The sequence below is a fragment of the Plantibacter sp. CFBP 8804 genome, from assembly GCF_014841225.1.
Lineage (GTDB): Bacteria > Actinomycetota > Actinomycetes > Actinomycetales > Microbacteriaceae > Plantibacter > Plantibacter auratus.
The window spans coordinates 563,326-588,348 of record NZ_JACYTU010000002.1 but is presented as its reverse complement, the minus strand read 5'-3'; the positions used below and the strand labels follow the sequence as shown (position 1 = coordinate 588,348).

24 protein-coding genes and 1 pseudogene are annotated in these 25,023 nt (G+C 69.3%); 5 read left to right on the top strand and 20 right to left on the bottom strand.

Going from position 1 to position 25,023, the window contains the following annotated elements; all coding sequences use genetic code 11:
• Positions 1–48: 48 nt before the first annotated feature.
• From pheT to infC, 10 genes and pseudogenes are all read right to left on the bottom strand, one after another.
• The gene (gene pheT, locus IFU11_RS08095; RefSeq protein WP_137243213.1) at positions 49–2,562 is read right to left on the bottom strand and encodes a phenylalanine--tRNA ligase subunit beta; all 2,514 of its coding nucleotides are present in this window, start codon (positions 2,560–2,562) and stop codon (positions 49–51) included.
• A gap of 2 nt (positions 2,563–2,564) precedes the next feature.
• The gene (gene pheS, locus IFU11_RS08090) at positions 2,565–3,605 is read right to left on the bottom strand and encodes a phenylalanine--tRNA ligase subunit alpha (protein WP_137243214.1); all 1,041 of its coding nucleotides are present in this window, start codon (positions 3,603–3,605) and stop codon (positions 2,565–2,567) included.
• 91 nt (positions 3,606–3,696) lie between these two features.
• Complete coding sequence (locus IFU11_RS08085; RefSeq protein ID WP_137243215.1) at positions 3,697–4,596, bottom strand: amino acid ABC transporter permease; 900 nt, start codon at positions 4,594–4,596, stop codon at positions 3,697–3,699.
• Positions 4,593–5,240 carry an amino acid ABC transporter permease gene (locus IFU11_RS08080; protein WP_079707378.1) on the bottom strand — a complete coding sequence of 216 codons (648 nt, stop codon included), beginning with the start codon at positions 5,238–5,240 and terminating at the stop codon, positions 4,593–4,595. The genes IFU11_RS08085 and IFU11_RS08080 overlap by 4 nt, the downstream gene beginning before the upstream one ends.
• A 107-nt stretch (positions 5,241–5,347) precedes the next feature.
• Positions 5,348–6,244: a glutamate ABC transporter substrate-binding protein gene (locus IFU11_RS08075; protein WP_137243216.1), complete on the bottom strand. Its 897-nt coding sequence runs from the start codon at positions 6,242–6,244 to the stop codon at positions 5,348–5,350.
• 91 nt (positions 6,245–6,335) lie between these two features.
• Positions 6,336–7,055, bottom strand: a complete 720-nt coding sequence (locus IFU11_RS08070) for an amino acid ABC transporter ATP-binding protein (protein ID WP_079707380.1) — start codon at positions 7,053–7,055, stop codon at positions 6,336–6,338.
• Positions 7,056–7,276: 221 nt separating this feature from the next.
• Positions 7,277–8,073: pseudogene (locus IFU11_RS08065) on the bottom strand (TrmH family RNA methyltransferase); the annotation flags it as partial.
• A gap of 41 nt (positions 8,074–8,114) precedes the next feature.
• The gene (gene rplT / locus IFU11_RS08060; RefSeq protein WP_064294422.1) at positions 8,115–8,501 is read right to left on the bottom strand and encodes a 50S ribosomal protein L20; all 387 of its coding nucleotides are present in this window, start codon (positions 8,499–8,501) and stop codon (positions 8,115–8,117) included.
• Between the two features lie 27 nt (positions 8,502–8,528).
• Positions 8,529–8,723 (bottom strand): 50S ribosomal protein L35, encoded by a 195-nt coding sequence (rpmI, locus tag IFU11_RS08055; RefSeq protein WP_056012069.1) that lies wholly within the window; start codon positions 8,721–8,723, stop codon positions 8,529–8,531.
• A gap of 15 nt (positions 8,724–8,738) precedes the next feature.
• On the bottom strand, positions 8,739–9,365 hold the full coding sequence (gene infC, locus IFU11_RS08050) for a translation initiation factor IF-3 (RefSeq protein WP_137243217.1): 627 nt from the start codon (positions 9,363–9,365) through the stop codon (positions 8,739–8,741).
• 269 nt (positions 9,366–9,634) lie between these two features.
• Between infC and IFU11_RS08045 the strand changes: the two genes are divergently transcribed.
• Positions 9,635–10,006, top strand: a complete 372-nt coding sequence (locus tag IFU11_RS08045) for a DUF1844 domain-containing protein (RefSeq protein WP_056012072.1) — start codon at positions 9,635–9,637, stop codon at positions 10,004–10,006.
• A 27-nt stretch (positions 10,007–10,033) separates the two neighbouring features.
• Here the strand turns inward: IFU11_RS08045 and IFU11_RS08040 are convergent, their stop codons facing one another.
• The 4 genes from IFU11_RS08040 to hisB form a co-directional block, all read right to left on the bottom strand.
• Positions 10,034–10,861, bottom strand: coding sequence for an SseB family protein (locus tag IFU11_RS08040; protein WP_370582709.1), 828 nt, complete (start codon positions 10,859–10,861; stop codon positions 10,034–10,036).
• A complete protein-coding gene (priA, locus tag IFU11_RS08035) occupies positions 10,845–11,591 on the bottom strand; it encodes a bifunctional 1-(5-phosphoribosyl)-5-((5-phosphoribosylamino)methylideneamino)imidazole-4-carboxamide isomerase/phosphoribosylanthranilate isomerase PriA (protein ID WP_079707068.1) in 747 nt (248 codons plus the stop codon). The genes IFU11_RS08040 and priA overlap by 17 nt, the downstream gene beginning before the upstream one ends.
• An 85-nt stretch (positions 11,592–11,676) precedes the next feature.
• Complete coding sequence (hisH, locus tag IFU11_RS08030) at positions 11,677–12,312, bottom strand: imidazole glycerol phosphate synthase subunit HisH (RefSeq protein ID WP_137243219.1); 636 nt, start codon at positions 12,310–12,312, stop codon at positions 11,677–11,679.
• Positions 12,309–12,917: an imidazoleglycerol-phosphate dehydratase HisB gene (gene hisB / locus IFU11_RS08025; protein ID WP_079707070.1), complete on the bottom strand. Its 609-nt coding sequence runs from the start codon at positions 12,915–12,917 to the stop codon at positions 12,309–12,311. The genes hisH and hisB overlap by 4 nt, the downstream gene beginning before the upstream one ends.
• Positions 12,918–13,027: 110 nt before the next feature.
• Here hisB and IFU11_RS08020 point away from each other — a divergent pair, with 110 nt between their 5' ends.
• Both IFU11_RS08020 and sufU read left to right on the top strand, forming a co-directional pair.
• The gene (locus IFU11_RS08020; protein WP_191941340.1) at positions 13,028–14,335 is read left to right on the top strand and encodes a SufS family cysteine desulfurase; all 1,308 of its coding nucleotides are present in this window, start codon (positions 13,028–13,030) and stop codon (positions 14,333–14,335) included.
• Complete coding sequence (gene sufU / locus IFU11_RS08015) at positions 14,332–14,769, top strand: Fe-S cluster assembly sulfur transfer protein SufU (protein WP_191941341.1); 438 nt, start codon at positions 14,332–14,334, stop codon at positions 14,767–14,769. Before IFU11_RS08020 ends, sufU begins: the two co-directional genes overlap by 4 nt.
• 34 nt (positions 14,770–14,803) lie before the next feature.
• Here sufU and IFU11_RS08010 read toward each other — a convergent pair whose 3' ends face one another.
• The 3 genes from IFU11_RS08010 to IFU11_RS08000 all read right to left on the bottom strand — a co-directional run bounded on the left by IFU11_RS08010 (position 14,804) and on the right by IFU11_RS08000 (position 17,857).
• A complete protein-coding gene (locus tag IFU11_RS08010) occupies positions 14,804–15,883 on the bottom strand; it encodes a histidinol-phosphate transaminase (protein ID WP_191941342.1) in 1,080 nt (359 codons plus the stop codon).
• A gap of 31 nt (positions 15,884–15,914) precedes the next feature.
• Positions 15,915–17,375: an amino acid permease gene (locus IFU11_RS08005; RefSeq protein WP_192018604.1), complete on the bottom strand. Its 1,461-nt coding sequence runs from the start codon at positions 17,373–17,375 to the stop codon at positions 15,915–15,917.
• Positions 17,376–17,464: 89 nt separating this feature from the next.
• Entirely contained in the window at positions 17,465–17,857 is a 393-nt protein-coding gene (locus IFU11_RS08000) for a LysM peptidoglycan-binding domain-containing protein (RefSeq protein WP_191941344.1), read from the bottom strand.
• A 271-nt stretch (positions 17,858–18,128) separates the two neighbouring features.
• Between IFU11_RS08000 and lexA the strand changes: the two genes are divergently transcribed.
• Positions 18,129–18,827, top strand: coding sequence for a transcriptional repressor LexA (gene lexA / locus IFU11_RS07995; protein ID WP_071262299.1), 699 nt, complete (start codon positions 18,129–18,131; stop codon positions 18,825–18,827).
• A gap of 84 nt (positions 18,828–18,911) precedes the next feature.
• On the opposite strand, the gene metE is transcribed toward lexA, so the two are convergent.
• Positions 18,912–21,239 (bottom strand): 5-methyltetrahydropteroyltriglutamate--homocysteine S-methyltransferase, encoded by a 2,328-nt coding sequence (gene metE, locus IFU11_RS07990; protein ID WP_192018603.1) that lies wholly within the window; start codon positions 21,237–21,239, stop codon positions 18,912–18,914.
• Positions 21,236–22,234, bottom strand: a complete 999-nt coding sequence (locus IFU11_RS07985) for a methylenetetrahydrofolate reductase (protein ID WP_137243226.1) — start codon at positions 22,232–22,234, stop codon at positions 21,236–21,238. The genes metE and IFU11_RS07985 overlap by 4 nt, the downstream gene beginning before the upstream one ends.
• A gap of 236 nt (positions 22,235–22,470) precedes the next feature.
• On the opposite strand from IFU11_RS07985, the gene IFU11_RS07980 reads away from it, so the two are divergent.
• The gene (locus tag IFU11_RS07980; protein WP_192018602.1) at positions 22,471–23,385 is read left to right on the top strand and encodes a hypothetical protein; all 915 of its coding nucleotides are present in this window, start codon (positions 22,471–22,473) and stop codon (positions 23,383–23,385) included.
• Between the two features lie 9 nt (positions 23,386–23,394).
• Here IFU11_RS07980 and hflX read toward each other — a convergent pair whose 3' ends face one another.
• On the bottom strand, positions 23,395–24,999 hold the full coding sequence (hflX, locus tag IFU11_RS07975) for a GTPase HflX (RefSeq protein WP_244631689.1): 1,605 nt from the start codon (positions 24,997–24,999) through the stop codon (positions 23,395–23,397).
• Positions 25,000–25,023 lie beyond the last annotated feature (24 nt).

Below are 25,023 nucleotides of genomic sequence, written 5' to 3'. Positions count from 1 at the left end.
CCCGCAGATCGTCGATCCGCGGGGCCGCTGTCGTCCGGTACGACCGGCTCAGTCCCGGATGCTCGCGCCGAAACGCTCGGCCGCCACTGCCGCGCCGGCGAGCTTCGCGTCGCTCGCCTCCGCCGCGGTGAGCGTGCGGTCCGGCGCGCGGAACCGCAGCGCGAAGGTCAGGCTCTTGCCGCCCTCGGGGACGCCCGAGCCGCGGTAGTCGTCGACGAGGCGGATGTGCTCGAGCAGTGAACCGGCTCCGACCCGGACGGCGTCGAGGACCTCGCCGGCGGAGACCGTCGCGGGGACGAGCAGCGAGAGGTCCTGCGTCGCAGCGGGCAGGGTGCCGATGCCGACGGCCTCGGGCAGTGCGTCGCCGAGCGCGATGATGCGATCCAGGTCGAGTTCCGCGACCGCTACGACGCGCGGCAAGTTCGCCTCCTCGGCGACGGCCGGGTGGACCTCCCCCGCGTATCCCACCAGGACGTCGCCCACGTGCAAGGCCGCGGTCCGTCCGGGGTGCAGTGCCTGGTGGCTGCCCTGCGAGACGGTGATGTCGACACCGGTCGCCACTGCGACGGCCTGGACGGCCTCGAGCGCGTCCGCGATACCGGCCGCGACCGCGGGCTGGCCCGGCTGCTTCGCGACGGCGTTGCCGACCGCGAGGAATCCGAGATGACGCGGTTGGGCCGGGACGCCCGCCTCGAGCTCCTCGAGCTGGGCCTCGCTCGGACGGACCGCCGCCTGCGGGAGTTCGGCCTGGCCGAACGCGCCGTGACGGGACGGACGGAACACCGCGCCGACCTCGAAGATCGAGAGGTCGGTCAGACCGCGCGAGACGTTCCGGTGGGCCACCGCGAGGAGACCGGGCAGGATCGACGCGCGGAGGAAGGGGGCCTTCGCGTCGAGCGGGTTCGCGAGCTTCACGGCCGGGAACTCACCTGGTTGCGGTGCGCCGAACCGGGCGTTCTCCCCGGCGGAGACGAACGGGTAGGCCAACACCTCGGTGGCGCCGCCGTAGGCGAGCGCGTCGGCGACCCCACGGCGCAGCCGCTGCGAACGCGAGAGCCCGCGTCCCGGAGGCGCGACGGGGAGCACAGACGGGATGCGGTCGTATCCGAGGATCCGCGCCACCTCCTCGGCGAGGTCCTCCTTGCCGGTGATGTCGTGGCGCCAGCTCGGCGGCGTCACGAGCAGGCCGCCATCGGTAGCCTCGACGGCCGCGCCGATCTCGGCGAGCGCGGATCGTGTCTCGTCCGCTCCGAACGTGACGCCGATGAGGCCGTTGATGTAGTCGTCGGGGAGCAGGATCGGCTCGCGATCCGGCGCCGTGGTGACGGTGGAGCCGAGGTCGTCCGTCCGGCCGCCGGCCAGGTCGACGAGCAACTGCGCGACGCGACCGGCGGCCGCGACGGCGATCTGTGGATCGACACCGCGCTCGAACCGCTTGGACGCCTCGCTCGGCAGCTTGTGGCGACGCGCGCTCCGCGCGATGGACACCTGGTCGAAGTTCGCGGCCTCGATGATGACGTTGCGCGTGGCATCGGTGATCTCGGTGTCGAGGCCACCCATCACGCCCGCGAGCCCGATCGGGCCCGAGTCGTCGGTGATCAGCAGGTCCTCGTCGTGGAGCTTCCGCTCCTGGCCGTCGAGCGTGACGAAGGTCTCGCCGGACCGCGCGCGCCGGACGACGATGCCGCCAGTGAGCTTGTCGAGGTCGTACCCGTGGATCGGCTGCCCGAGCTCGAGCATGACGTAGTTCGTGATGTCGACGACGAGCGACAGCGAGCGGATGCCGGCGAGCTTCAACCGGGCAACCATCCACGGCGGGGTCGGCTTCGTCGGGTCGACGTCGCGCACGACGCGGGTGACGAACACGCTCGACCCGACGCGACCGCGGATCGGCCCCGCATCCTCGATCGTGACGGGGAAGCCGTCGAGTGGCCCGGTGAACGCCTCGGGGACGCTCGCCGCCGGGTCGCGGAAGGCCGCACCGGTCGCGTGCGAGTACTCGCGTGCGACCCCTCGGATCGAGAACGCGTAGCCGCGATCGGGCGTCACGTTGAGCTCGACCGCGGCGTCGTCGAGACCGAGCAGGCTGATCGCGTCGGTGCCGACGGGTGCCTCGACCCCGATCGTCGAGAGACGCAGGATCCCGTCGTGGTCCTCACCGAGGCCGAGCTCGCGAGCCGAGGCGATCATGCCGTCCGACACGTGGCCGTAGGTCTTTCGAGCGGCGATCGGGAACGGACCGGGCAGCACGGCGCCGGGCAGGGTGACGACCACCTGGTCGCCGACGAAGAAGTTGCCGGCACCGCAGACGATGCCCCGTACGGCCCCGTCGGCGTCACCCTCGGCGACGCGGACCTGGCACCAGCGGATGGTCTTGCCGTTGGACTGCGGCTCCTCGACGAACTCGAGGACCTCGCCGACCACGATGGGACCGGTCAGCTCGAAGCGGTGGACGTCCTCCTCCTCGAGCCCGACGCGCACGAGCGCGGCGTGGACGTCTTCAGGGGTGGTCCCCGGGGCGAGTTCGACGAACTCCCCGAGCCAGCTCAATGGAACACGCACGACTACACCACCATCCCGAACTGCTGGGAGAAGCGGACGTCGCCCTCCACCATCTCTCGCATGTCCTGCACGCCGTCGCGCAGCATCAGGCCGCGCTCGACGCCCATCCCGAAGGCGAAGCCCGAGTAGACCTCGGGGTCGATACCGGCGGACCGGAGCACGTTCGGGTTGATCATGCCGCACCCACCCCACTCGATCCAACGCGGTCCGTCCTTGAAGGTCGGGTGCCAGAAGTCGAGCTCGGCGCTCGGCTCGGTGAAGGGGAAGTAGCTGGGACGCAGGCGGACCTTCGCGTCGTCGCCGAAGACGCTCTTCACGAAGTGGTCGAGCGTTCCGCGGAGGTGCGCCATCGTCAGGCCCTTGTCGACGGCGAGACCCTCGAACTGCATGAAGACGGGCGTGTGCGTCGCGTCGAGCTCGTCGGTGCGGTAGACCCGCCCGGGGGCGAGCACGTACACGGGGAGTTCGCGCTCGAGCAGCGAGCGCACCTGGACCGGCGAGGTGTGCGTCCGCAGGACGAGGTGCGACTCCAGCGGCTCCACGAAGAAGGTGTCCTGCATCGCGCGGGCCGGGTGGTCGGCGTCGAAGTTCAGGGCGTCGAAGTTGAACCACTCGCTCTCGACCTCTGGCCCCTCGGCGATCTCCCACCCCATGCCGACGAAGATGTCGGACACGCGGTCCTGGAGCAGCGTGAGGGGGTGCCGGGCACCGGGCAGGCGTCGCAGCGGGACGGCGGTGACGTCGATCGCCTCGGCGGCGAGGCGTGCCTCCGTCTCGGCGGCGACGATCTCGCCCTCGCGCTCGCTCAACGCCTTCGAGACGCGCCCGCGAGCCTGACCGACCAGCTTGCCGAGCGCGGCCTTCTGGTCGTTCGGCACGCTGCGGAGCGATCCGTTGAGGGCGGCGAGCGGTGACGCTTCGCCGGCGTGGGCTGATCGGACCGCTTTCAGGGCGGCCGAGTCGGTGGCTGCGGCGATCGCTTCGAGAGCGGCGTCGACCGCGGCGTTCACCGCTGGTTCGGATATTGGGGATGCGTCGGACACGAGAGCCAAGTCTACCCAGGCGGTCGGCCCGCATGGGCGATCGTCCTCGCCCCGACGGGGACCCGGTCGCCCGGGCTCCGTCGGGACGACGTCAGATGCTCGCGCCGGACGACTGGTTCCCCGCCTGGATGCCGAGGATCTTGGTCGTCGTGTCCTCGGTCACGGCCTGTTCCTTCGGCGTGCGTGGCGACCGTCGGGTACGCACCTCGACGATCTTCGCGACGCCGGAGAGGATCAGGCAGAGCACGATGTAGATCGAGCCCATCACGATGATCGAGGGGATGATCGGGCTGCCGTAGAGCGCCTGCGACCCGAACTGCTTCGCGAGGTAGAGAAGCTCCTGGTAGGTGATCAGGAAGCCGAGTGCGGTGTCCTTGAGGGCGACGACGAGCTGGGCGATGATGACCGGCAGCATCGCGCGGATCGCCTGCGGGAACAGGATGAGGCGCAGGACCGCGGACTTCCGCAGGCCGATGGCGTAGGCGGCCTCGCCCTGCCCCTTCGGCAACGACTCGATGCCCGCTCGGAAGATCTCGGAGAACACCGCGCCGTTGTACAGCGTCAGCGCGATGGCGACGGCGACGAACGGCGTCACGAAGGTGAAGCCGAGGGGCGGCAGCCCGTAGTACATGAGCATCATCAGGATGAGGACCGGGACCGCCCGGAAGAACTCGATGAAGATCGTGAACGGGACGCTGATGATCTTGTGGTCGGACAGTCGGCCGATCGCCAGCAACAGTCCGAGGACGACGCTGCAGACCGCGGCGACCGCGAACGCGGACAGGGTGGCACCCGTCGCCTGGAGGATCTGCTCCCAGACGCGCGGGAAGGTGAAGAGCTTCCACTTCGAGGCGGTGAACTGTCCGGTCTCGATGAAGCGGAAGACGACGAACGCGAGGATGCCGGCGACGACGAGCACCGTCGCCGCACCGATCCAGCGATAGCGGACGATGGCCTTCGGGCCGGGGGTGTCGAACAGGACGGAGCTCATCGCGCGATCCTCCACTTCTTCTCGAAGGCCCGTTGGGCGAGGGACAGGAGCGACACGAGCGCCACGAAGATGAGGGCCACCCACAGCAGTCCGATGAGGAGCGGCTCACCGCGCTCGGACAGGTTCGCGCGGATCGCGCCCGCTTCGGCGACGGAGAAGCCGGCGGCGACCGTCGTGTTCTTGAGCAGGGCGATGAGCACGCTGAACAGCGGTGGCAGGACGGCACGGAACGCCTGCGGCAGGATGACGAGCGTCATGGTCTGTCCGAACGGCAGCCCGATCGCGCGTGCGGCCTCGGCCTGACCGATCGGCACCGTGTTGACGCCGGACCGCAGGACCTCTGCGACGTAGGTCGCGGTGTAGAGGCTCAGCCCGATGATCGCGAGCGTCGTGTAACTCACTTCGGGGAGCCCGAGCTTCGGGTAGCCGAAGGCGAAGAAGAAGAGGATGAGGGTCAGCGGGGTGTTGCGCACCGTGTTGACGTACACGGTGCCGAAGAGGCGCATCGCCGGGACCGGCGAGACCCGCATGGCACCGACGATGGTGCCGAGGATGAGCGCGAAGAACCCCGACACCACGAAGAGCAGCAGGGTGTTGCGGAAGCCCGTGACGAAGAGGTCGAGGTTGTCGAGCAGGACGTTCATGTCGCGCACGCCTTTCGGGAGGGGGACGCCCGTGGCGGGCGCCTGGGCGGAGTCGACGGGACAGCTCCCCCGGACGGCCGCTGGTCGGCGGCCGCCCGGGGCGCTGCTTAGTAGTCGTCGACCGCCGGCTGGGTCACCTTGGTGCCGGAGGCGCCGAGGGTGGCGTCGTAGATCTTGGTCCAGGTGTCGCCGCCATCGGTGAACATCGTGTTGATGAAGTGGCGGAGGGCGTCGTCACCCTTCGGCAGACCGATGCCGTAGAGCTCGGTGCTGAACGGCTCGCCCACGACCTTGAGGTCGTCGGGGAACTGCGCCGCGTACCCGATCAGGATCGCCTGGTCGGTCGTGACCGCGTCGACCTTGCCGTCGTTCAGGGCCTCGACACACTGCGAGTAGGTGTCGAACTCCTCCGTCTTGGTGTCGGGGAAGTTGTCCTTGATGTTCTGGATGGGCGTGGAGCCCGTCGCCGAACACACGGTCTTGCCGGCGAGGTCGTCCTCGCCCTTGATGTCGTCGTTGTCCGCGGCGACGAGCAGGCCCTGGCCGGTCTCGAAGTACGGTCCGGCGAAGTCGATCTGCTCCTTGCGCTTGTCGGTGATCGAGTAGGTGCCGACGTAGTAGTCGATGTCACCGTTCACGATGGCCGACTCGCGGTTGGCGCTCGGGATCGCCTTGAACTCGATCTTGTCGGCATCGAAGCCGAGCGACGCGGCGATCCAGGTGGCCATCTCGACGTCGAAGCCGGAACGCTCGCCGGTGGCGGCGTCGAGGTAGCCGAGACCGGGCTGGTCCTCCTTGACGCCGATGCGGACCTTGTCGGCCTTCACCATCGCGTCGTACGTGGGGCTGCCCTCGAGCTGGACGTCGGTGGCGACCTCGAAGAGTGCGCCGCCGTCGGACGCGCCGTCGGTCGATCCGGTGCCGGCGTCGCCGCCGCTGCACCCGCTGAGCGCGAGCGCTGCTGCAGCGACTCCCGCGGTGATGAACATGAGCCTCTTGCGCATGTTTTCCTTCCTTCCTTGGTGCCCGGGACGGGCCGATCGGTTGGTCAGTTCCGGGTCGCCGCGCGGGTCGCGCGATCCGGAGTCGGATGGGTCAGTGGGTGAGGAGCTTCGACAGGAAGTCCTTCGCCCGCTCGGACTGCGGGTTCGTGAAGAACGACTCGGGGTCGGTGTCCTCGAGGATCTCGCCGTCGGCCATGAACACGACGCGGTCGGCGGCCTTCCTGGCGAAGCCCATCTCGTGGGTGACGACGATCATGGTCATGCCCTCACTGGCGAGCTGCACCATGACGTCGAGGACCTCGTTGATCATCTCGGGGTCGAGGGCCGAGGTCGGCTCGTCGAACAGCATGACCTTCGGCTTCATCGCGAGGGCGCGGGCGATCGCCACGCGCTGCTGCTGCCCGCCGGACAACTGTGCCGGCAGCTTGTCCGCCTGCACGCCGATGCCGACGCGCTCGAGCAGCACCTTCGCCGCATCGTCGGCGTCGCGCTTCTTCTGCTTGCGCACCTTGATCGGGCCGAGGGTGACGTTCTCGCGGATCGTCTTGTGCGCGAACAGGTTGAACGACTGGAACACCATGCCGACGTCGGCGCGCAGCTCGGCGAGCTGCTTGCCCTCCTCCGGCAGCTTCTTGCCGTCGATCCGGATCTCCCCCGAGCTGATCGTCTCGAGCCGGTTGATCGTCCGGCAGAGGGTGGACTTGCCGGACCCGGACGGTCCGATCACGACGACGACCTCACCCTTGTTGACGGTGAGGTTGATGTCCTTCAGGGCGTGGAACTCGCCGTAGTGCTTCTCGACGTTCTCCATGACGACGAGGGGCTCGCCGCGCCCTGCCTGGATCGGGTTGCTCGTGGTCTCGTATGCGCCGGCGGCACCATGCGAGGCTGCTGCATCGGGTTCCGTCGGGCCGGAGTTCGGGGACACTGTTGGCTCCATGTAACCCAAACTAGGTGACCGTGTGTTTCGTGCGCATGACGGAAGCGCTACGGTTACCGTTTCGTAACCTCGACGGTCGACGCCTCAGGCGCTCAGGCGTGCTGCGCGAACGCGCTCTCGAAGACGCACACCGACGCCGCAGTGGCCAGGTTCATGCTCTCGGCACGGCCGTAGATCGGTACCGTAACCGCACGGTCGACGAGCTCGAGGTGCTCATCGGTGAGTCCCCTGGCCTCGTTGCCGAACACCCATGCCGTCGGCCGCGCGAGCACGCCTTCCGACCGGGCCACGAGGAGGTCCTCGCCCTTGATGTCGGCAGCGAGCGTCTGCAGTCCCGCTGCGCGGGCCCGTTCCAGCACGGCGGGCAGCTCGACACCGACCGCGACGGGCAGGTGGAAGAGCGAGCCGGTCGTGGAGCGCACGACCTTCGGGTTGTAGAGGTCGACGGTCCGTCCGCTCAGGACGACGGCGTCCGCGCCGGCGGCGTCCGCGGCTCGGATGATCGTCCCGAGGTTGCCCGGGTCGCGGACCTCCTCCAGGATGACGACGAGCTGCGGCTCTCCGGCGAAGATGTCCTTGATCGAGGTCGGGAACTGCTGCGCGACCGCGATGAACCCCTGCGGGGTGACGGTGTCGGCCATCGACTCGAGGACCTGCTCGGTGACGAACTCGATCTCGAGTCCCGCATCGGTGGCCGCGGCCCCGATGTCGGTGTAGCGCTCGAGGGCCGTCGGCGTCGCGTACAGCTCGAGGATCAGGTCGGGCCGGAACTGCAGGGCCTCCGAGACCGCCTGTGGTCCTTCGAGGAGGAACAGGCCGGTCTCCTGTCTCGCCGGACGCTTGGCGAGTTTGGCGACGGAACGGACGCGCGGTGACCGCGGATTGTCAANCCGTTCGAACACATCGTCCGGGCGGACGCAGGGCTTCCGACTACGCGGAGACCTTGGGCGCCGAGGTGTCGGCGGGCAGCGCGGCCTTGGCCGACGCGACGAGGGCCGCGAAGGTGGCGGGCTCGTGCACCGCGAGGTCCGCGAGGATACGGCGGTCGACCTCGATCCCGGCGAGGCCGAGACCCTGGATGAAGCGGTTGTACGTCATGCCGTTGGCACGCGAAGCCGCGTTGATGCGCTGGATCCAGAGGCGACGGAAGTCACCCTTGCGCGCACGACGGTCGCGGTACGAGTAGACGAGGGAGTGAGTGACCTGCTCCTTGGCCTTGCGGTACAGACGCGAACGCTGACCGCGGTAACCGGCGGCGCGCTCGAGGATGACGCGACGCTTCTTGTGAGCGTTGACCGCCCTTTTGACTCTTGCCATGTTCCTAGTTCCTTACGGGTAAACGGTCTAGCGACCGAGCAGCTTCTTCATGACCTTGGCGTCGGCGGGCGCCAGCACCTGGTCCTGGTTCAGGCGACGGGTGCGACGGCTGGACTTGCTCTCCAGGTTGTGTCGCATACCGGCCTGCTGCTTCATCAGCTTGCCGCTGCCGGTGACCTTGAATCGCTTCTTGGCCCCGGAGTGGGTCTTCTGCTTCGGCATGGGATTCCTCGTTTCTTATCGGTTCTCGTCGGTGGATGACTCCACCGGAGCAGCCTCGTCGGCTTCGTCGGCGTCAGCCGGACGTGCCTTGGATGCCGCACGTTGTGCGTTGGCTTCGGCTTTCGCCTCGGACTTGTTCTTGAGTGGACCGACGACCATCACCATGTTGCGACCGTCGACCATGGGGGTGGACTCGACGGTGCCCCACTCGGACACGTCCTCGGCGAACTTCTGGAGCAGGCGGACGCCCTGCTCTGGGCGGGACTGCTCGCGGCCGCGGAACTGGATCATGGCTTTCACCTTGTCACCGGCCTTGAGGAAGCCCTCGGCGCGCTTGCGCTTGGTCTCGTAGTCGTGCTGATCGATCTTGAGGCGGAACCGGACCTCTTTGAGGATCGTGTTCGCCTGGTTGCGCCGGGCCTCTTTGGCCTTCTGCGCAGCCTCGTACTTGAACTTGCCGTAGTCCATGATCTTCGCGACGGGCGGCTTGGAGTTGGGTGCGACCTCGACGAGGTCGAGATCCGCTTCCTGCGCGAGGCGAAGGGCGACCTCGATTTTGACGACGCCGACCTGTTCTCCGCCGGGACCGACGAGTCGGACCTCCGGGACGCGGATACGGTCATTGGTACGGGGATCGCTGATGCGGAGCTCCTCTGACTGGGTGGGATGCCACGCGACCAGGTCCGATACCTGCGACGCGACGAAATCGGTTCACCACACACCCGTACCCTCCGCCGGTGTTCAAAACACCTGTCGGAAGGCACCACGCCCGACGACCCGAAGCGGTGAAGCGACAGGCGGAGCGTGACAACCCGGTAACCTTGTGAAGCGGTCAAGCGCGGGTGGGAGAATCTCCTCTTTCGTACCGAGACATGTCTCGGAGCACCGCACGAGTCTAACAGAGGATCCACGTGAACAACACCACCAGCCCGTACGACCACGACGACGAGTCGGGAGGGGCCGATCAGGCCACCCGGGACATCGCCGACGTCCCCGCCGTCGAGGTCATCACCACCGCCGCCGTGCACCTCATGAGCGCTGCAGCGGTCAAGTGCGGCCTCGCGGACGCCCCCGACGCCCAGACGGACCTCGACGAAGCCCGCAAGCTCATCAACGCCCTCGCCGGGCTCATCACCGCAGGTGCCCCGGAGATCAGCGACATGCACGCCCGCTCGCTGCGCGACGGCCTGCGGTCCCTGCAGCTCGCCTTCCGGGAGGCGTCCACCATCCAGGATCCCATCGGCAAGGGTCCCGGCGAGAAGTGGACCGGCCCGGTCACCTGATCGCAGGGCGGTGCTCCGCCTCGCCGATCAGTCGGCGGGGCGGAGCGACACCGCGAGCGAGTCGACGCGCGTCGCGATGACCTCGTCCGCGGCCCAGCGCTGAGCGAGCCGCGCGAGCACCGCGTCGAGCTCCTGCTGGGTCAGTCCCTGCAGCAGGCCGAGCTCGACCACGAGCTCGGATCCGGCGAGCTTCGCCTCCGGATCTCCGGCTCGCAGACGCACACTCACGACCGCGAGCTCCTGCTCGATCGATCGCTCGAACGCGCCGCGCACCAGCGGGTCCGCGAAGCTGGGCGTCCACGGCTGCGACTGCGCGATCGCCCACAGCGCGGGGCGGCGTACGGCGAACTCGGTGCTCGACGTCGGATCGAGGACCACCACGTCCGTCTGCTCACTCGCGGCCGCCAGGGCGACCCGGACGCCGTCGGCCGGGATCGGCCTCGCCGTCCGGTTCCAGGCGGACATCGCCTGCACCGAGCTGAACACCGGGAGCACGGTGCGGCCGTCCGGACCCGTCACGGTCACGATGGACAGCTCCTGCGACTTGTCGACCAGTTGGCCGTGCTCGTTCTCGCCGGCCTCACCGAGGTGGGCCACGAGCGGGATGAGTAGGCGGGAGTCCCGGAACGCGTCGACGACCTCGGCCTCGCCGACCTCGCCGGCCCGGAAGCGTCGGAGGGACTCGATCAGCCGCTCGGGCGCACTGCCGTCGTCACCGGAACTCGCGTTCGGCTGGAAGCTCCGACCGGCCCAGGGCTGGCCGGCCGAATCGGCACCACCCATCGCACGGTGGGCATGCCCGCCCGACGGACCCTGCCGGTCGGGCTCGGAGGATTCGTCAGCGGCCCGAGACATCCAGCGCCTCGGCCAGGGTGAATGCGCCGTTGTAGAGCGCCTTCCCGATGATGGCCCCTTCGAGCCCGAGGGGGACCAGCTCGCGCAGCGCGACCAGATCGTCGAGGCTCGAGATGCCGCCGGAGGCCACCACCGGCCGCTCCGTGCGCTCGAGCACCTGTCGGAGCAGTTCGATGTTCGGCCCCTGCATCGTGCCGTCCTTCGTGACGTCCGTCACGACGTAGCGTGCGCAGCCCGCCTCCTCGAGACGGTCGAGGACGGTCCACAGGTCGCCGGCGTCCTGCGTCCACCCGCGAGCGGCGAGCGTCGTGCCACGGACGTCGAGGCCGACCGCGATCGCCTCGCCGTACTGGGCGATGACGCTCGCGGCCCACTCGGGGTTCTCGAGCGCTGCGGTCCCGAGGTTCACGCGTGCGACGCCCGTCTCGAGCGCCTGCTCGAGGGAGGCGTCGTCGCGGATGCCGCCCGACAGTTCGATGTTGACGCCGCGCGCCTTCGAGATGACCTTGCGGATGATCGACCGGTTGTCGCCACGACCGAACGCGGCGTCGAGGTCGACGAGGTGGATCCACTCCGCCCCCTGGCGAGCCCAGTCCAGGGCCGCGTCGACGGGCTCGCCGTAGTTCGTCTCCGAACCGGCCTCGCCGCGCGTCAACCGGACGGCCTTGCCGTCCACGATGTCGATCGCGGGGAGCAGCGTCAGTCCGGCCGTCGTGTTGAACTCGTTCATGATCCACCGTCTCTTCGGGAGCTGCGAGCCCCTCGGTTCCCGGCGCACAGCATGCCTCGTGGCACAAGCACCTGATCCTAGTCGGCTACAGGGTGCCGAGCCAGTTGGACAGCAGACGGATACCGGCGTCGCCCGACTTCTCCGGGTGGAACTGCGTCGCCGACAGCGGACCGTTCTCGACGGCCGCGAGGAACGGCACGCCGTGGGTCGCCCAGGTGAGGCGCGGCTCGGGGAACGGCGGCATGACCTCGAGGGTCCACTGCTGTGCGGCATAGGAGTGGACGAAGTAGAAGCGCTCGTCAGCGAGGCCGTCGAAGAGCACGGACCCCGCGTCCGGCGACACCGTGTTCCAGCCCATGTGCGGCAGGACGGGCGCCTCGAGTTCGGTGACCGCGCCGGGCCACTCCCCCAGGCCCTCGGCCTCGGAACCGCGCTCCAAACCACGCTCGAACATGACCTGCATCCCCACGCAGATGCCGAGGACGGGACGGCCTCCCGCGAGACGACGGTCGATGACCTCGTCGCCGTGGGAAGAACGGAGGGCGCCGATCACCGCATCGAAGGCACCGACCCCTGGCACGACGAGACCGTCGGCGGCCTGGGCGGCCTGGCGGTCGCCCGTCAGCACGACGTCGGCGCCGGCGAGCTCGAGGGCCTTGACGGCGGAGTGCACGTTGCCGGAGCCGTAGTCGAGGACGACCACCGACGGGCGTGCACTCACAGCGCGCCCTTCGTCGACGGGATGCCCTGGACCAGCGGGTCGAACGCCTTCGCCTGCCGGAAGGCCCGCGCGAACGCCTTGAACTCCGCTTCGGCGATGTGGTGCGGATCGCGACCGCCGAGGACGTTCACGTGCACGGTGAGGCCCGCGTTGAAGGTGATCGCCTCGAAGACGTGACGCACCATCGAACCCGTGAAGTGCCCGCCGATGAGGTGGAACTCGAATCCGGCCGGTTCCCCGCCGTGCACGAGGTACGGACGACCGGAGATGTCGACCACGGCCTGCACGAGCGCCTCGTCGAGCGGGACCAGCGCGTCGCCGTACCGAGAGATGCCGGCCTTGTCGCCGAGCGCCTGACGGATCGCCTGGCCCAGGACGATACCGACGTCCTCGACCGTGTGGTGGACGTCGATGTCGACATCGCCCGTCGCACGGACGGTCAGGTCGGTCAGCGAGTGCTTCGCGAAGGCCGTGAGCAGGTGGTTGTAGAACGGGACGGAGGTCTCGATGCTGCTCGTGCCGGTGCCGTCGAGGTTCAATTCCAGCTCGATGCTGGACTCGCTCGTCGCGCGCTGGATCCGGGCCGTGCGCTGCTGGGTGGTCATGGGATCCAGTGTATCGAGCGCACCGGCGCTGCACGCCGTGTGTCGACGGGTGGGCATCGTCGCGTCATGCGGCTGCACCAGGGCGTGGCGACGCCTATCGTTGAGAGGTCATGACTTCCACACCCAGCATCGCCCCGGCCGTCCCACTCGACGCGACGGAGATCGCCGCTCTCCGTGAACGGTTCCCGATCCTCGCCCGGGAGATGAACGGACACCCGCTCGTCTATCTGGACTCCGGAGCCACCTCGCAACGCCCGATCGAGGTCATCGACGCGGAGCGTGACTACGCGACGCACCAGAACGCCGCCGTCCACCGTGGCGCCCACCTCCTGGCCGCCGAAGCGACGGAGCTCTTCGAGGACGCGCGCGCGACCGTCGCCGCGTTCATCGGTGCCGACGAGCGGGAACTCGTCTGGACCTCCGGCGCGACCGCAGCCCTCAACCTCATCGCCGGGGCCATCGGGAATGCGAGCGCCGGCCTCGGTGGTGCCGCCGCCGAGCAATTCCGCCTCGGCCCAGGCGACGAGATCGTCGTCACGGAACTCGAACACCACGCGAACCTCATCCCCTGGCAGCAACTCGCCGCACGCACCGGTGCGACCCTCCGTCACCTGCCGGTCGACGACGACGGCGTGCTGCGTCTCGACGCCGCAGGCGACGTCATCGGCGAACGCACGCGCATCATCGCGTTCGCACACGTGTCCAACGTCACCGGGGCGATCGCGCCGGTCTCCGAGCTCGTCGCCCTCGCCGAACGCGTCGGCGCGCTGACCGTGCTCGACGCCTGCCAGTCCGTCCCGCACCTGCCCGTCGACGTCCCGTCCCTCGGGGTCGACTTCCTCGTGTTCTCCGGCCACAAGATGCTCGGTCCGAACGGCATCGGGGCCCTGTGGGGTCGCCGCCGGCTGCTCGATGCCCTTCCCCCCTTCCTCACCGGCGGGTCGATGATCACGACCGTCACACTCGACGGCGCGGAGTTCCTGCCCGCCCCGCAACGGTTCGAGGCCGGGACCCAGCCGGTGTCGCAGGCGATCGCCCTCGCGAGCGCCGTCCGGTTCCTGCAAGCGGTCGGCATGGACCGTGTCCACGCCACCGAGGCGGCCTACGGACAGCGACTCGCGGCCGGACTCGCCGCCATCCCCGGCGTCACGCTCATCGGCCCGCCGCCCGGAACTCCTCGCGCCGGGCTGGCGAGCTTCGACCTCGCCGGCGTGCACGCCCACGACGTCGGTCAGTTCTTCGATGATCGCGGCATCGCGGTGCGCGTCGGTCACCACTGCGCGCAACCACTCCACCGCCGGTTGGGCCTCACCGCGTCCACCCGCGCGAGCAGCTACCTCTACACGACGGAGGCCGAGATCGACGCCTTCCTCGAGGCCGCCACCCTCGTCGGTCCGTTCTTCGGGGTGTCCCGATGAGCGGCCTGGAGAGCCTCTACCAGGAGCTCATCCTCGACCACGCCCGCCAGCGCCACGGCTTCGGGTTGCGGGACGCGCCCGCCGCCGAGTCGCACCAGCTCAACCCCACCTGCGGCGACGAGGTCACCCTGCAGCTCCACCCCGGGCCCGACGGTCGTCTCGCACCGATCGCCTGGGAGGGGCACGGCTGCTCGATCTCGCAGGCGTCGAGCTCCTGCTTGAGCGACCTCGCGGCAGGCCTCACACCGGCCGAGCTCCAGGCCCTGGTCGACGAGTTCCGGACGGTCATCCGCTCGCGGGGCACGCTCGAGTTCGACGAGGAACGGTTCGGAGACGCCGCGGCGTTCAGCGGCGTCTCGCGCTACATCGCCCGCGTGAAGTGCGCCATGCTCCCCTGGGTCGCCGCAGAGGAGGCCATCTCCCGCCTGCCGTGAGCAGGCGCCCCACCTCCGCCCGGCCGAGGGCTGGTCAGACGGGGCTGATCGCCGCCAAGGCCTCGAGGAACGCGGTCGTCTCCGCTTCGGTGCCCGCGGTCACCCGCAGGTGGTTCGGGATGCCGACGTCACGGATGAGGATCCCGCGCGCGAAGAGCGCCTCGAACGCCGCGTGCGGATCGGCCACGCCACCGAACAGAACGAAGTTGGATCCGCTCCGCTTCGGGTCGTAGCCGAGACGTCCGAGCTCGACGACGAGGCGATCGCGCTGGGTCCGGATGTCGTCGACCATCGCCAGCATCTCGTCGGCGTGCCGCAGTGCGGCGGTCGCGGCCGCCTGCGTCAGGGCGCTCAGGTGGTACGGGAGCCGGACGAGTCTCAGTGCGTCGACGACCGCAGGGTCGGCGGCGAGGTACCCGAGACGGACCCCGGCGAAGGCGAAGGCCTTGCTCATCGTCCTGGAGACGATCAGGCGCGGACGCCCCTCCAACAGCGTGAGCGCGCTCGCCTCGTCGTCAGGAGCGAACTCCGCATACGCTTCGTCGACGATCACCATGCCCCGCGACGCCTCGTACACCGCGGTGATGGTCTCGAGCGACAACGGTGTTCCGGTGGGGTTGTTGGGCGAGCAGAGGAACACGAGGTCGGGATCCGCCTCGGCCACCTGACGCGCGGCGGTCTCGGGCGAGAGCTCGAACTCGGCGTCGCGCGTCGCGGGGATCCACCTGGTGCCGACGCCGGCGGCCAGGAGCGGATACATCGAGTACGTCGGCGTGAACCCGAGGAGCGATCGCCCGGGACCACCGAAGGCCTGCAGGATGTGCTGCAGCACCTCGTTCGACCCGTTCCCCGCCCAGATCTGCTCCGGGGTCACCCCGCGACCCAGGTATCCCGCCAGCGCCTCCCGGAGTTCCGTGAACTCGCGATCGGGGTACCGGTTCACCGTGAGGACCGCGGAGGCGAGCGAGGCGACGATGTCGTGCGCGACCGCCTCGGGGATCGGGTGTGTGTTCTCGTTGACGTTGAGCGCCACCGGCACCAGGGCCTGGGGAGCGCCGTACGGGCGCTGTCCTCGGAGGTCGTCGCGGATGGGGAGGTCGTCGAGAGCGGTCACCTCACAATGCTAGCCACTCCGACCGGCGCGCTCACTCCGCCTGACGCTCCCGACGAAGGACCTCGTGCCGGGGGCTCGCCGGGTTCAACAGCGAGTGGCGTCGCCCGTAGGCGAAGTACACGATGAGACCGATCACGAGCCAGACCCCGAACCGCAGCCAGGTCTCCCAGTGCAACTGCAGGATCAGGAAGCCGGACGCCAGGACGCCGAGCGCCGGGACGAACGGCATCAACGGCAACCGGAAGGAGCGGGGCTCGTCCGGCTTCGTGTACCGGAACACGATCACCGACACGCAGACCACGATGAAGGCGGCCAGAATGCCGATGTTCGTGAGGTCGGCGACCTGCTTGATCGGGAACACCCCGGCGAAGACGGCTGCCGCGCCGCCGGCGATCCAGGTCACCCGCTGCGGCACGCCTCGCCGGTCCGTGCGCGAGAACCACCGAGGAAGGAGACCGTCGCGACTCATCGAGAACCAGACGCGGGTGACGCCCAACAGGAACGTCAGCATCACGGTGAGGATCGACAGGACGGCGAACACGGAGATGATCGTCGCCACCACGGGCAGGCCGACGCTCTGGAACGCCGATGCGAACCCGGCGGTGGGGTCGATGTCGGTGTAGTTCTGCATGCCGGTCAGCACGAGGGTGGCCGCGACGTACAGGAGCATGGCGACGATGAGGGAGAGGATGATCGCCTTCGGCATGTGCTTCTTGCCGTCTTTCGCCTCCTCGGCCGCCGTACTCATCGCGTCGTATCCGAAGACCGCGAAGAAGACCGTCGCGGCACCGGCGAACACCGGCCCGAAACCGCTGGGGAGGAACGGATCGTAGTTCTCCCCGTCGATGTAGAAGACCCCGAGGCCGATGATGAACAGGATGAGCAGGACCTTGATGCCGACCGCGATGAGCTCGAATCGACCGAAGGCCTTCGTCCCGCGACTCAGGATGAAGGTCACGAAGAGACAGACGAAGATGGCGGGGAGATTGACGAGGCCGCCCTTCCCCTCGTCGGCGGTCGAGGTCATCCAGGCCGGCATGTGGATCCCGATGCCGGACAGGAAGGCGTCGAAGTAGCCGGAGATCCCGATCGCGACCACCGCGACGATCGCGATGTACTCGAGCAACAGGTCCCAGCCGATGAACCAGCCGATGATCTCGCCGAGCGCCACATACCCGTAGGTGTAGGCGGACCCGGCTCTCGGGATCATGCCGGCGAACTCCGCGTACGACAACGCCGCGGCCGCGGAGGCGAGACCCGCGATCAGGAACGAGAAGAGGACGGCTGGCCCGACAGCGGGCGAGGTCTCGCTCCCATGAGCGACGAGTCCGGCGAGGGAGAAGATCCCCACCCCGATGATGCCACCGACCCCGATGGCCGTGAGTTGCCAGAGCCCGAGGCTCTTGAACAGCTTCGAACCGGAGGTCTCATCCTCGATCTCCGCGATCGGCTTCTTCCGGAGCAGCGAGCGGCTCCGATCGTCTGTACTCATGCTTGCCTCCGACGATGCTGCGGGCGTCGTTGCACCGCGCCATCGACGATAGCTGAGAACCAGCGCGGAGTGACCCGCCGATTGTCGGCCTACTCGGCCGCGTACCGCTGCGGGATCGCCAGGCGCTGCCCGGGCTCGACACCGGCGGTGCTGAGCTGGTTGAGGTTCATGATCTCGGCGATGACGTCGCGCGGGTCGGCGTCGGGCGCGATGGACTCGGCCAGCTGCCAGAGCGACTCGCCCGGGTCGACCGTGATGTACGTGAACGTGGCTCCCGCCGCCGCTGTGTTGGCCGCGGCACCGCCTGCGGAGAGTCCGACGACCGCGACGCCGATGACCAGCGGGATGGCGGCGAGCGTGGTGAAGACGACGCGGCCGCGCTTCGTCAGGCGGAGTCGGCGTGTGGACGGTGCGTCTGACGCCGGTGTCTGCGCCGTCCGTGCGGGAAGCGCCCGGTGGGACCCGATCAGTGCTGCGCTCATGTCAACCCTCCAAGAGTGTGCTCATCATGTGATGAGGACTCGTACCCGACACTCGACCAGGAGTGCCGGATACGAACCTGTGTTCCGAATATATCTTCGATTGTTCGAATACTCAACCCTGTCTTCGTACCTGAGACGCGCGGGATCGGCGACACGCTCGAACAGATGTTTGTCTGGACGAGCTGGTGCGGATACAGTTTCGAGTGTTGGAAGCAGTACACCACCACCCACCGACATCGGTCACCGACAGCCGATCAGGGCAGGAGCGAAGATGGCAGCGAACACGGCGGGCGACGGAGCCCGGGAGCGCCAGATCGGCGGCACCCGGCGACGGAAGAGCCTGAGCGACAAGCAGCTGGCGATCCTCGACGTCATCCAGCGTTCGGTCTCACAGCGCGGATATCCGCCGAGCATGCGCGAGATCGGCGACGCCGTCGGGCTCGCCTCCCTGTCGAGTGTCACGCACCAACTCGGACAGCTCGAACTCAGCGGATACCTCCGACGCGATCCCAACCGTCCCCGCGCCATCGAGGTGCTCATCGACCTGCCGAGCGCCGTCGAGGGGAGCGATCCCGACTCCGCTCCCCCGGTCGGCGACGCCGCCATGGTCCCGCTCGTCGGTCGCATCGCCGCCGGCATCCCGATCACGGCCGAGCAGCAGGTCGAGGAGATCTTCCCCCTGCCGCGTCAGCTGGTCGGCAAGGGCAGTCTGTTCATGCTGAAGGTCGTCGGCGACTCGATGGTCGACGCCGCGATCTGCGACGGCGACTGGGTCGTCATCCGCGAGCAGAAGACCGCCGAGAACGGCGAGATCGTCGCGGCGATGCTCGACGAGGAGGCGACCGTGAAGGTGTTCCGCCAGCGCGACGGTCACACCTGGCTGCTCCCCCGGAACTCGGCCTTCGAACCGATCCTCGGCGACCACGCCGAGGTCCTCGGCAAGGTCGTCGCCGTGCTCCGGACGGTCTGACCGACCGGACCACTCCGCGACACCGACGAGGGCCGGGACGATCCGTGGATCGTCCCGGCCCTCGTCCGTACCGGACCGACGACGTCAGCCGGTCGCACCGACCCGTGCGCGGACCGCACGCGTGGCCTCGACGATGTTGGCGAGGGAGGCGACCGTCTCCTCGTACCCTCGCGTCTTGAGTCCGCAGTCCGGGTTCACCCAGACCTGTCGCTGCGGGATCCCCTCCAGCGCGATCTCGAGCAACGCGGTCACCTCCGCGACGCTCGGCACCCGAGGCGAGTGGATGTCGTAGACGCCCGGGCCGATGCCGTGGTCGAAACCACTCGCCCGGATGTCGGACACGACCTCCATCCGAGACCGTGCCGCCTCGATGCTCGTCACGTCGGCGTCCAGACGCCGGATCGCGTCGATCACCACCCCGAACTCGGAGTAGCAGAGGTGGGTGTGGATCTGCGTCTCGACGCGCACGCCCGCGGTCGCCAGCCGGAAGGAGCCCACCGACCAGTCGAGGTACCGCCCCTGGTCGGCCCGCCGGAGCGGCAGCAGCTCGCGGAGTGCGGGTTCGTCGACCTGGATGATGCGGATGCCGGCCCGCTCCAGGTCGGCGATCTCGTCACGCAGGGCGAGGGCGACCTGGTTCGCCGTCTCGGCGAGCGGTTGGTCGTCGCGCACGAACGACCAGGCGAGGATCGTCACCGGGCCCGTGAGCATGCCCTTCACCGGCTTGGTGGTCAACGACTGCGTGTAGGCCGACCACTCGACCGTGATCGGCGCCGGCCGCGAGACGTCACCCCACAGGATCGACGGACGGGTGCATCGCGAACCGTAGGACTGCACCCACCCGTGCTCCGTCACGGCGAACCCGTCGAGGTGCTCGGCGAAGTACTGGACCATGTCGTTGCGCTCGGGCTCACCGTGGACGACGACGTCGATGCCGAGGTCCTCCTGCAGCGCCACGACGCGCCCGATCTCCGCGCGCATCGTCGCGACGTAGGCCTCCTCGTCGAGCGTCCCGGCGACCCGCTGCGCACGGGCGCGACGGATGTCGCCGGTCTGCGGGAAGGAGCCGATCGTCGTCGTCGGGAGGAACGGCAGGCCGAGCGCCTGCTCCTGCGCCGTGGCGCGCTCCTGGTAGTCGTCTCGGGTGAAGTCCGCTGGTGCGAGCGCTGCTGCCCGTGCGCGGATGGCGGCATCGACGACCCCGGGCGCGGCCAGCCGATCGTCGAGCGCGGCCGACGCTGCGGTGAGCTCGGCCGCGATGGACGCACGCCCTTGGGTGAGACCGCGTGCGAGGACCGCGATCTGATCCACCTTCTGGTCGGCGAATGCGAGCCAGCTCCGGAGACGGGGGTCGAGCTTCGTCTCCACCGACACGTCGTGCGGGACGTGCAGGAGCGACGTCGAGGTGGACACCGCGAGCTGAGGGAAGCGCTCCGCCGCGCTCGCGAGCAGGTCGGCCGCGGCCACGAGGTCGCCGCGCCACACGTTGTGGCCGTCGATCACTCCCGCGACGACGGTCTTCGTGGCGAGTCCGGGAGACGAGTCCGGCAGGCCTCCTCGGACGAGGTCGACACCGACAGCCTCGACCCCCGAGTCGGCCAGCACCGGGAGGGCGTCGCCCAAGGCGCCGTAGGGAGCCGCGACGAAGATCGACGGACGGTCGGACACGGCGGACAGGACGGCCGTCGATCGTTCGAGCGCCGCGAGGACCGTCGACCTCGGCACGTCGAACGTCTCCGAAACGAGTGCGGGTTCGTCGAGCTGCACCCAGGGCGCGCCGGCAGCGGCGAGGCGCTGGAGGAGTTCCGCGTAGACGGGCAGCAACGCCTCCAGTCGATCGATCGGGGCGAATCCCGCTGAGGCCCCCTCGGCCGCCTTGGACAGCAGCAGGAACGTCACGGGGCCCACGATGACCGGCCGCGTCACGTACCCCTCGGCGAGGCCCTCGCGGAACTGCTCGACCACTCGGTCGTCGGAGAGCGCGAACGGCGTCGACTCGCCGATCTCCGGGACGAGGTAGTGGTAGTTCGAGTCGAACCACTTCGTCATCTCGAGCGGGGCGAGGTCGCCGGCGCCACGAGCGATCGTGAACGCCCCGGCGAGGTCGACCCGACCGTCGGCCCCGACGAGCGACGAGAAGCGCTCCGGGACGGCGCCGACGGTGAGCGCGGCATCCAGGACCTGGTCGTAGAACGAGAAGCTCTCGGGGATCGCGGCGTTCGTCGGGTCGAGGCCGAGCCCCGCGAGGCGGGCACGCGTGGCGGCGCGCAGCTCGGAGGCCGTCCGCTCGAGCGCTTCGGCGTCGATCCGGCCGGCCCAGAAGGACTCGACGGCGCGCTTCAGCTCCCGGTTCGGCCCGATGCGCGGGTAGCCGAGGATGGTGCCGACGGGGAATGCGGAGGTGGGGTTCATCGTGCGTCCTTGCTGGTGAGTGGATCGGGGATGGGATGACGGACCGGTCGGTCGCCTTGCACGGGGATGCCGGCACGGTGCAACACGTCGAGCACCGTCCGATGCTGGTTGAAGGCGTAGAGGTGGACGCCCGGCGCGCCGCCCGCGACGACGTCGCGGATGAGTCGGGCGGAGTAGTCGATGCCGATGTCGATCCGTCCCGCTTCATCCGGCTCGACCTCGAGCGCGATGGCCAGGTCGCTCGGGAGCGCCTCGCCACTCAGCTCGAGCACCCGACGCAACCGCGCCGGACTCGTGATGGGCATCACGCCCGGCAGGATGGGCATGGTGACGCCGTGACGTCTCGCACGTTCGGCGAAGGCGAGGTAGTCGTCGGCATGGAAGAAGAGCTGGGTGATGGCGAGCGTCGCCCCCGCCGCCTGCTTGGCCAACAGGGTGTCGAGGTCCTGCGTCGTCGACCGTGAGCGCGGGTGACCGTTGGGGAACGCGGCGACCGCGATCCGCGGCCGATGGCGTCGCCCGAGCTGCACCGCGCCCGGCAGACCGACCAGCGACCCCTCGGCGTAGGGCTCGTGCTCGGCACTGACCCGGCCGATGAGCTGCACGAGTTCCGCGGCACTCCCCAGATCACCGAGGAAGGCGTCCCCCTCGACGGCTCCGGCGGGCGGGTCGCCGCGAAGGGCGAGGAAACTGTGCACCCCGGCATCGAGGAAGTCCTTGATGAGTCGGCTGGCTTGCGCGTGCGTCGAGCCGACGCACGTGAGATGGGCCATCGGGTCCACCGAGGTCGACGTCCGGATGCTCCGCAGCACGTCCAGGCTCGCCGTTCGCGAGGAACCACCGGCGCCGAAGGTGACCGAGATGAACTCCGGCCCGGCGGCGGCCAGGTGCTCGACCGTCCGAGCGAGCGCGAGGCCGCCGTCGAGCGTCTTGGGCGGGTACAGCTCGAACGAGAAGGGGGTGCGCCCGGGACAGGCGGGCTCCGTCGTGATCATGAGGTCTCGTCTCGGTGGCAGCGGATCGAGAGCCGGCGACCACGCAGCACGCAGCGGTTCCGCTGGTGTGTCGTGGGCGGGTGCCGGGCTCGGCTGTCGCTCCGAATCCGCCGGTGAGGGCGGGTACGATGCGCACGACGATAGCAACGCCCGACGATCCGCGCGACGGACATCTGTCCGACAGCGTCATCCTGCGACACATTCCCCCGGCGGCGCTCCGGTCCTACGCTGATGCCATGACCGTGGGCACCAGGCACCGGGGCGCCGAGCGCCGAGTACTCGGTTCGCGCGTCATCGCGTCCTGCGTGGCGGTGGTGATCGCCCTGTCCGGGTGCACGGCCGCCGGTTCGTCCGCGCCGACGGCGACACGTGCAGCCTCAGCGGAGGACCTCGTCGTCGAGTTCCGTCAGAACCGGGACCAGTACGCGAGCGACGCCGCGATCGTCCGGGTCGGCAACGGCGGCGACCACGACATCACGATCGTCGGACTCGAGCTGGCGGGGTCGGCGTTCACCGCGCCGACCGTCCGGGACCGATCCTCGACGATCCGCGCTGGACAGACCACGGACCTCGCCGTCGAGCTGCCCCCGATCGACTGCGACGCCCGCGACGGGGAGTCGCAGGTCGATCTCCTGCTCCGAGTCGACGACGGCGCGGTCCTCTCCGCCGCCGACCTCCCCGATCCGACGAACGCGCTGCAGCGGATCCGTGCCTCGACGTGCACCGTGGCGGCGGTGCAACGCATCGCCGAGGTGGCCGCGGCTCCCGGGATCCGCCTCGAGGGTGCCGGAGCCACGACGGTCGCCGTCCTGACGATCACGGCCGTGCCGACCGGCGCTCCGGGTCGGCTGGAGCTCGTCGCACTGCGCTCGACCGTCCTGCTGCGACCGGCGCCGACGGACGGCGGCGGTGACCCACCCCAGGACTGGCCGCTCAGCCTGACCGTGGACGCCGCCGACGGTCCGCAGTCCATCGAACTGCGGATCGTGCCGACCCGGTGCGACCCGCACGCCCTGGCGGAGGACAAGGTGGGGACCCTCTTCCCACTCGTCGTGCGGATCGACGACGGCCCGGAGGCCGTCATGACCCTGCCGCTCGACGCCGACACGGCGGAGGCGCTCAAAGATGCCGTCCGCGCGCGCTGCGCGTGAGGAGTCGGGTCAGCCGGCCACGGCGGGTGCCGGGACGACCTCGGCGAACGGCGCGAGGGCGGCGGCGAGCTCGGCACCGACCAGGGCGTGCACGATCGTGCCACGCTCGTCGTAGTCCGTCGACAGCACCTTGCCGCGTTCGTGCAGCAGCGTGACCAGGTCTCCGCGGTCGAAGGGCACGATGACGTGGACCTCATTGCTCGGCGACGGGATCAGCGTCTCGATGCGCTCCATGAGCTCGTCGATCCCGAGCCCGGTCCGGGCCGACACGAAGACCGCGTCCGGGACGAGACCGCGGAGCACGAGCAGCTGGCCGTCGTCCACGAGGTCGGCCTTGTTGAACACGACCAGCTCGGGGATGTGCCGAGCTCCGACCTCACCGATGACATCGCGCACGGTGGCGATCTGGCCGGCGGGGTCGGGGTGCGCGGCGTCGACGACGTGCACGATGACGTCGCTGTCGGCGACCTCCTCGAGCGTCGAACGGAAGGCCTCGACCAGCTGGTGCGGCAGGTTGCGCACGAAGCCGACCGTGTCGGCCAGGGTGTACTCGCGTCCGTCGGAGGTCACGTTGCGGCGGACCGTCGCGTCGAGCGTCGCGAAGAGCGAGTTCTCAACCAGGACGCCGGCCTTCGTGATGCGGTTCAGCAGGCTGGACTTCCCGGCGTTCGTGTACCCCGCGATCGCGACCGACGGCACCGTGTTACGGCGACGGTTGGCCCGCTTGGCCTCGCGCGCAGGCTTCATCGCCGTGATCGACTTGCGCAGTTTCGCCATCCGGGTGTGGATGCGGCGTCGGTCGAGTTCGATCTTCGTCTCACCGGGGCCCCTCGACCCCATACCGGCACCGGCACCACCGACCTGGCCACCGGCCTGACGGCTCATGGACTCACCCCAGCCGCGGAGGCGGGGCAGGAGGTACTCGAGTTGGGCGAGCTCGACCTGCGCCTTGCCCTCTCGGCTCTTCGCGTGCTGGCTGAAGATGTCGAGGATGACCGCCGTGCGGTCGATGACCTTCACGCCGACCGCGTCCTCGAGGGCGCGACGCTGGCTGGGTGCGAGCTCCGTGTCGGCGATCACCGTGTCGGCGCCGAGCGCCTGGACGATGGACTTCAGCTCCTGGGCCTTGCCTCGACCGAGATACGTGCTCGGGTCGGGGTGCGGTTTGCGCTGCAGGAGCCCGTCGAGGACGACGGCGCCGGCGGTCTCCGCGAGCGCTGCGAGTTCGCGCAGGGAGTTTTCCGCGTCGTGGAGCGCACCCTGCGGGTAGACGCCGATGATGACGACGTTCTCCAGCCGGAGCTGCCGGTACTCGACCTCGGTGACGTCCTCGAGCTCGGTCGAGAGCCCGGCGACGCGACGGAGGGCCTGTCGGTCCTCGCGGTCGTACTGCTCGCCGTCGTCGGAGCTGCCGCCCGAGGTATCGCCGGTCTGCAACGCCGCGGCACCGCTGCCGAACAGGGTGTACCCGCTCGATCGGGACGCGGCGCTCGTGAGCACGCGTGCGACGACGTCGTCGGAATCGGTGACCGAGGCGTCGTCCACCACCGCCTCGACATCGACATCGGTGTCGTCTGCGTGGTCCTGGGGTGCGTCCATCGGTGGTCTAGGCATCGCGTTAACCCTACTTCCTCCTGG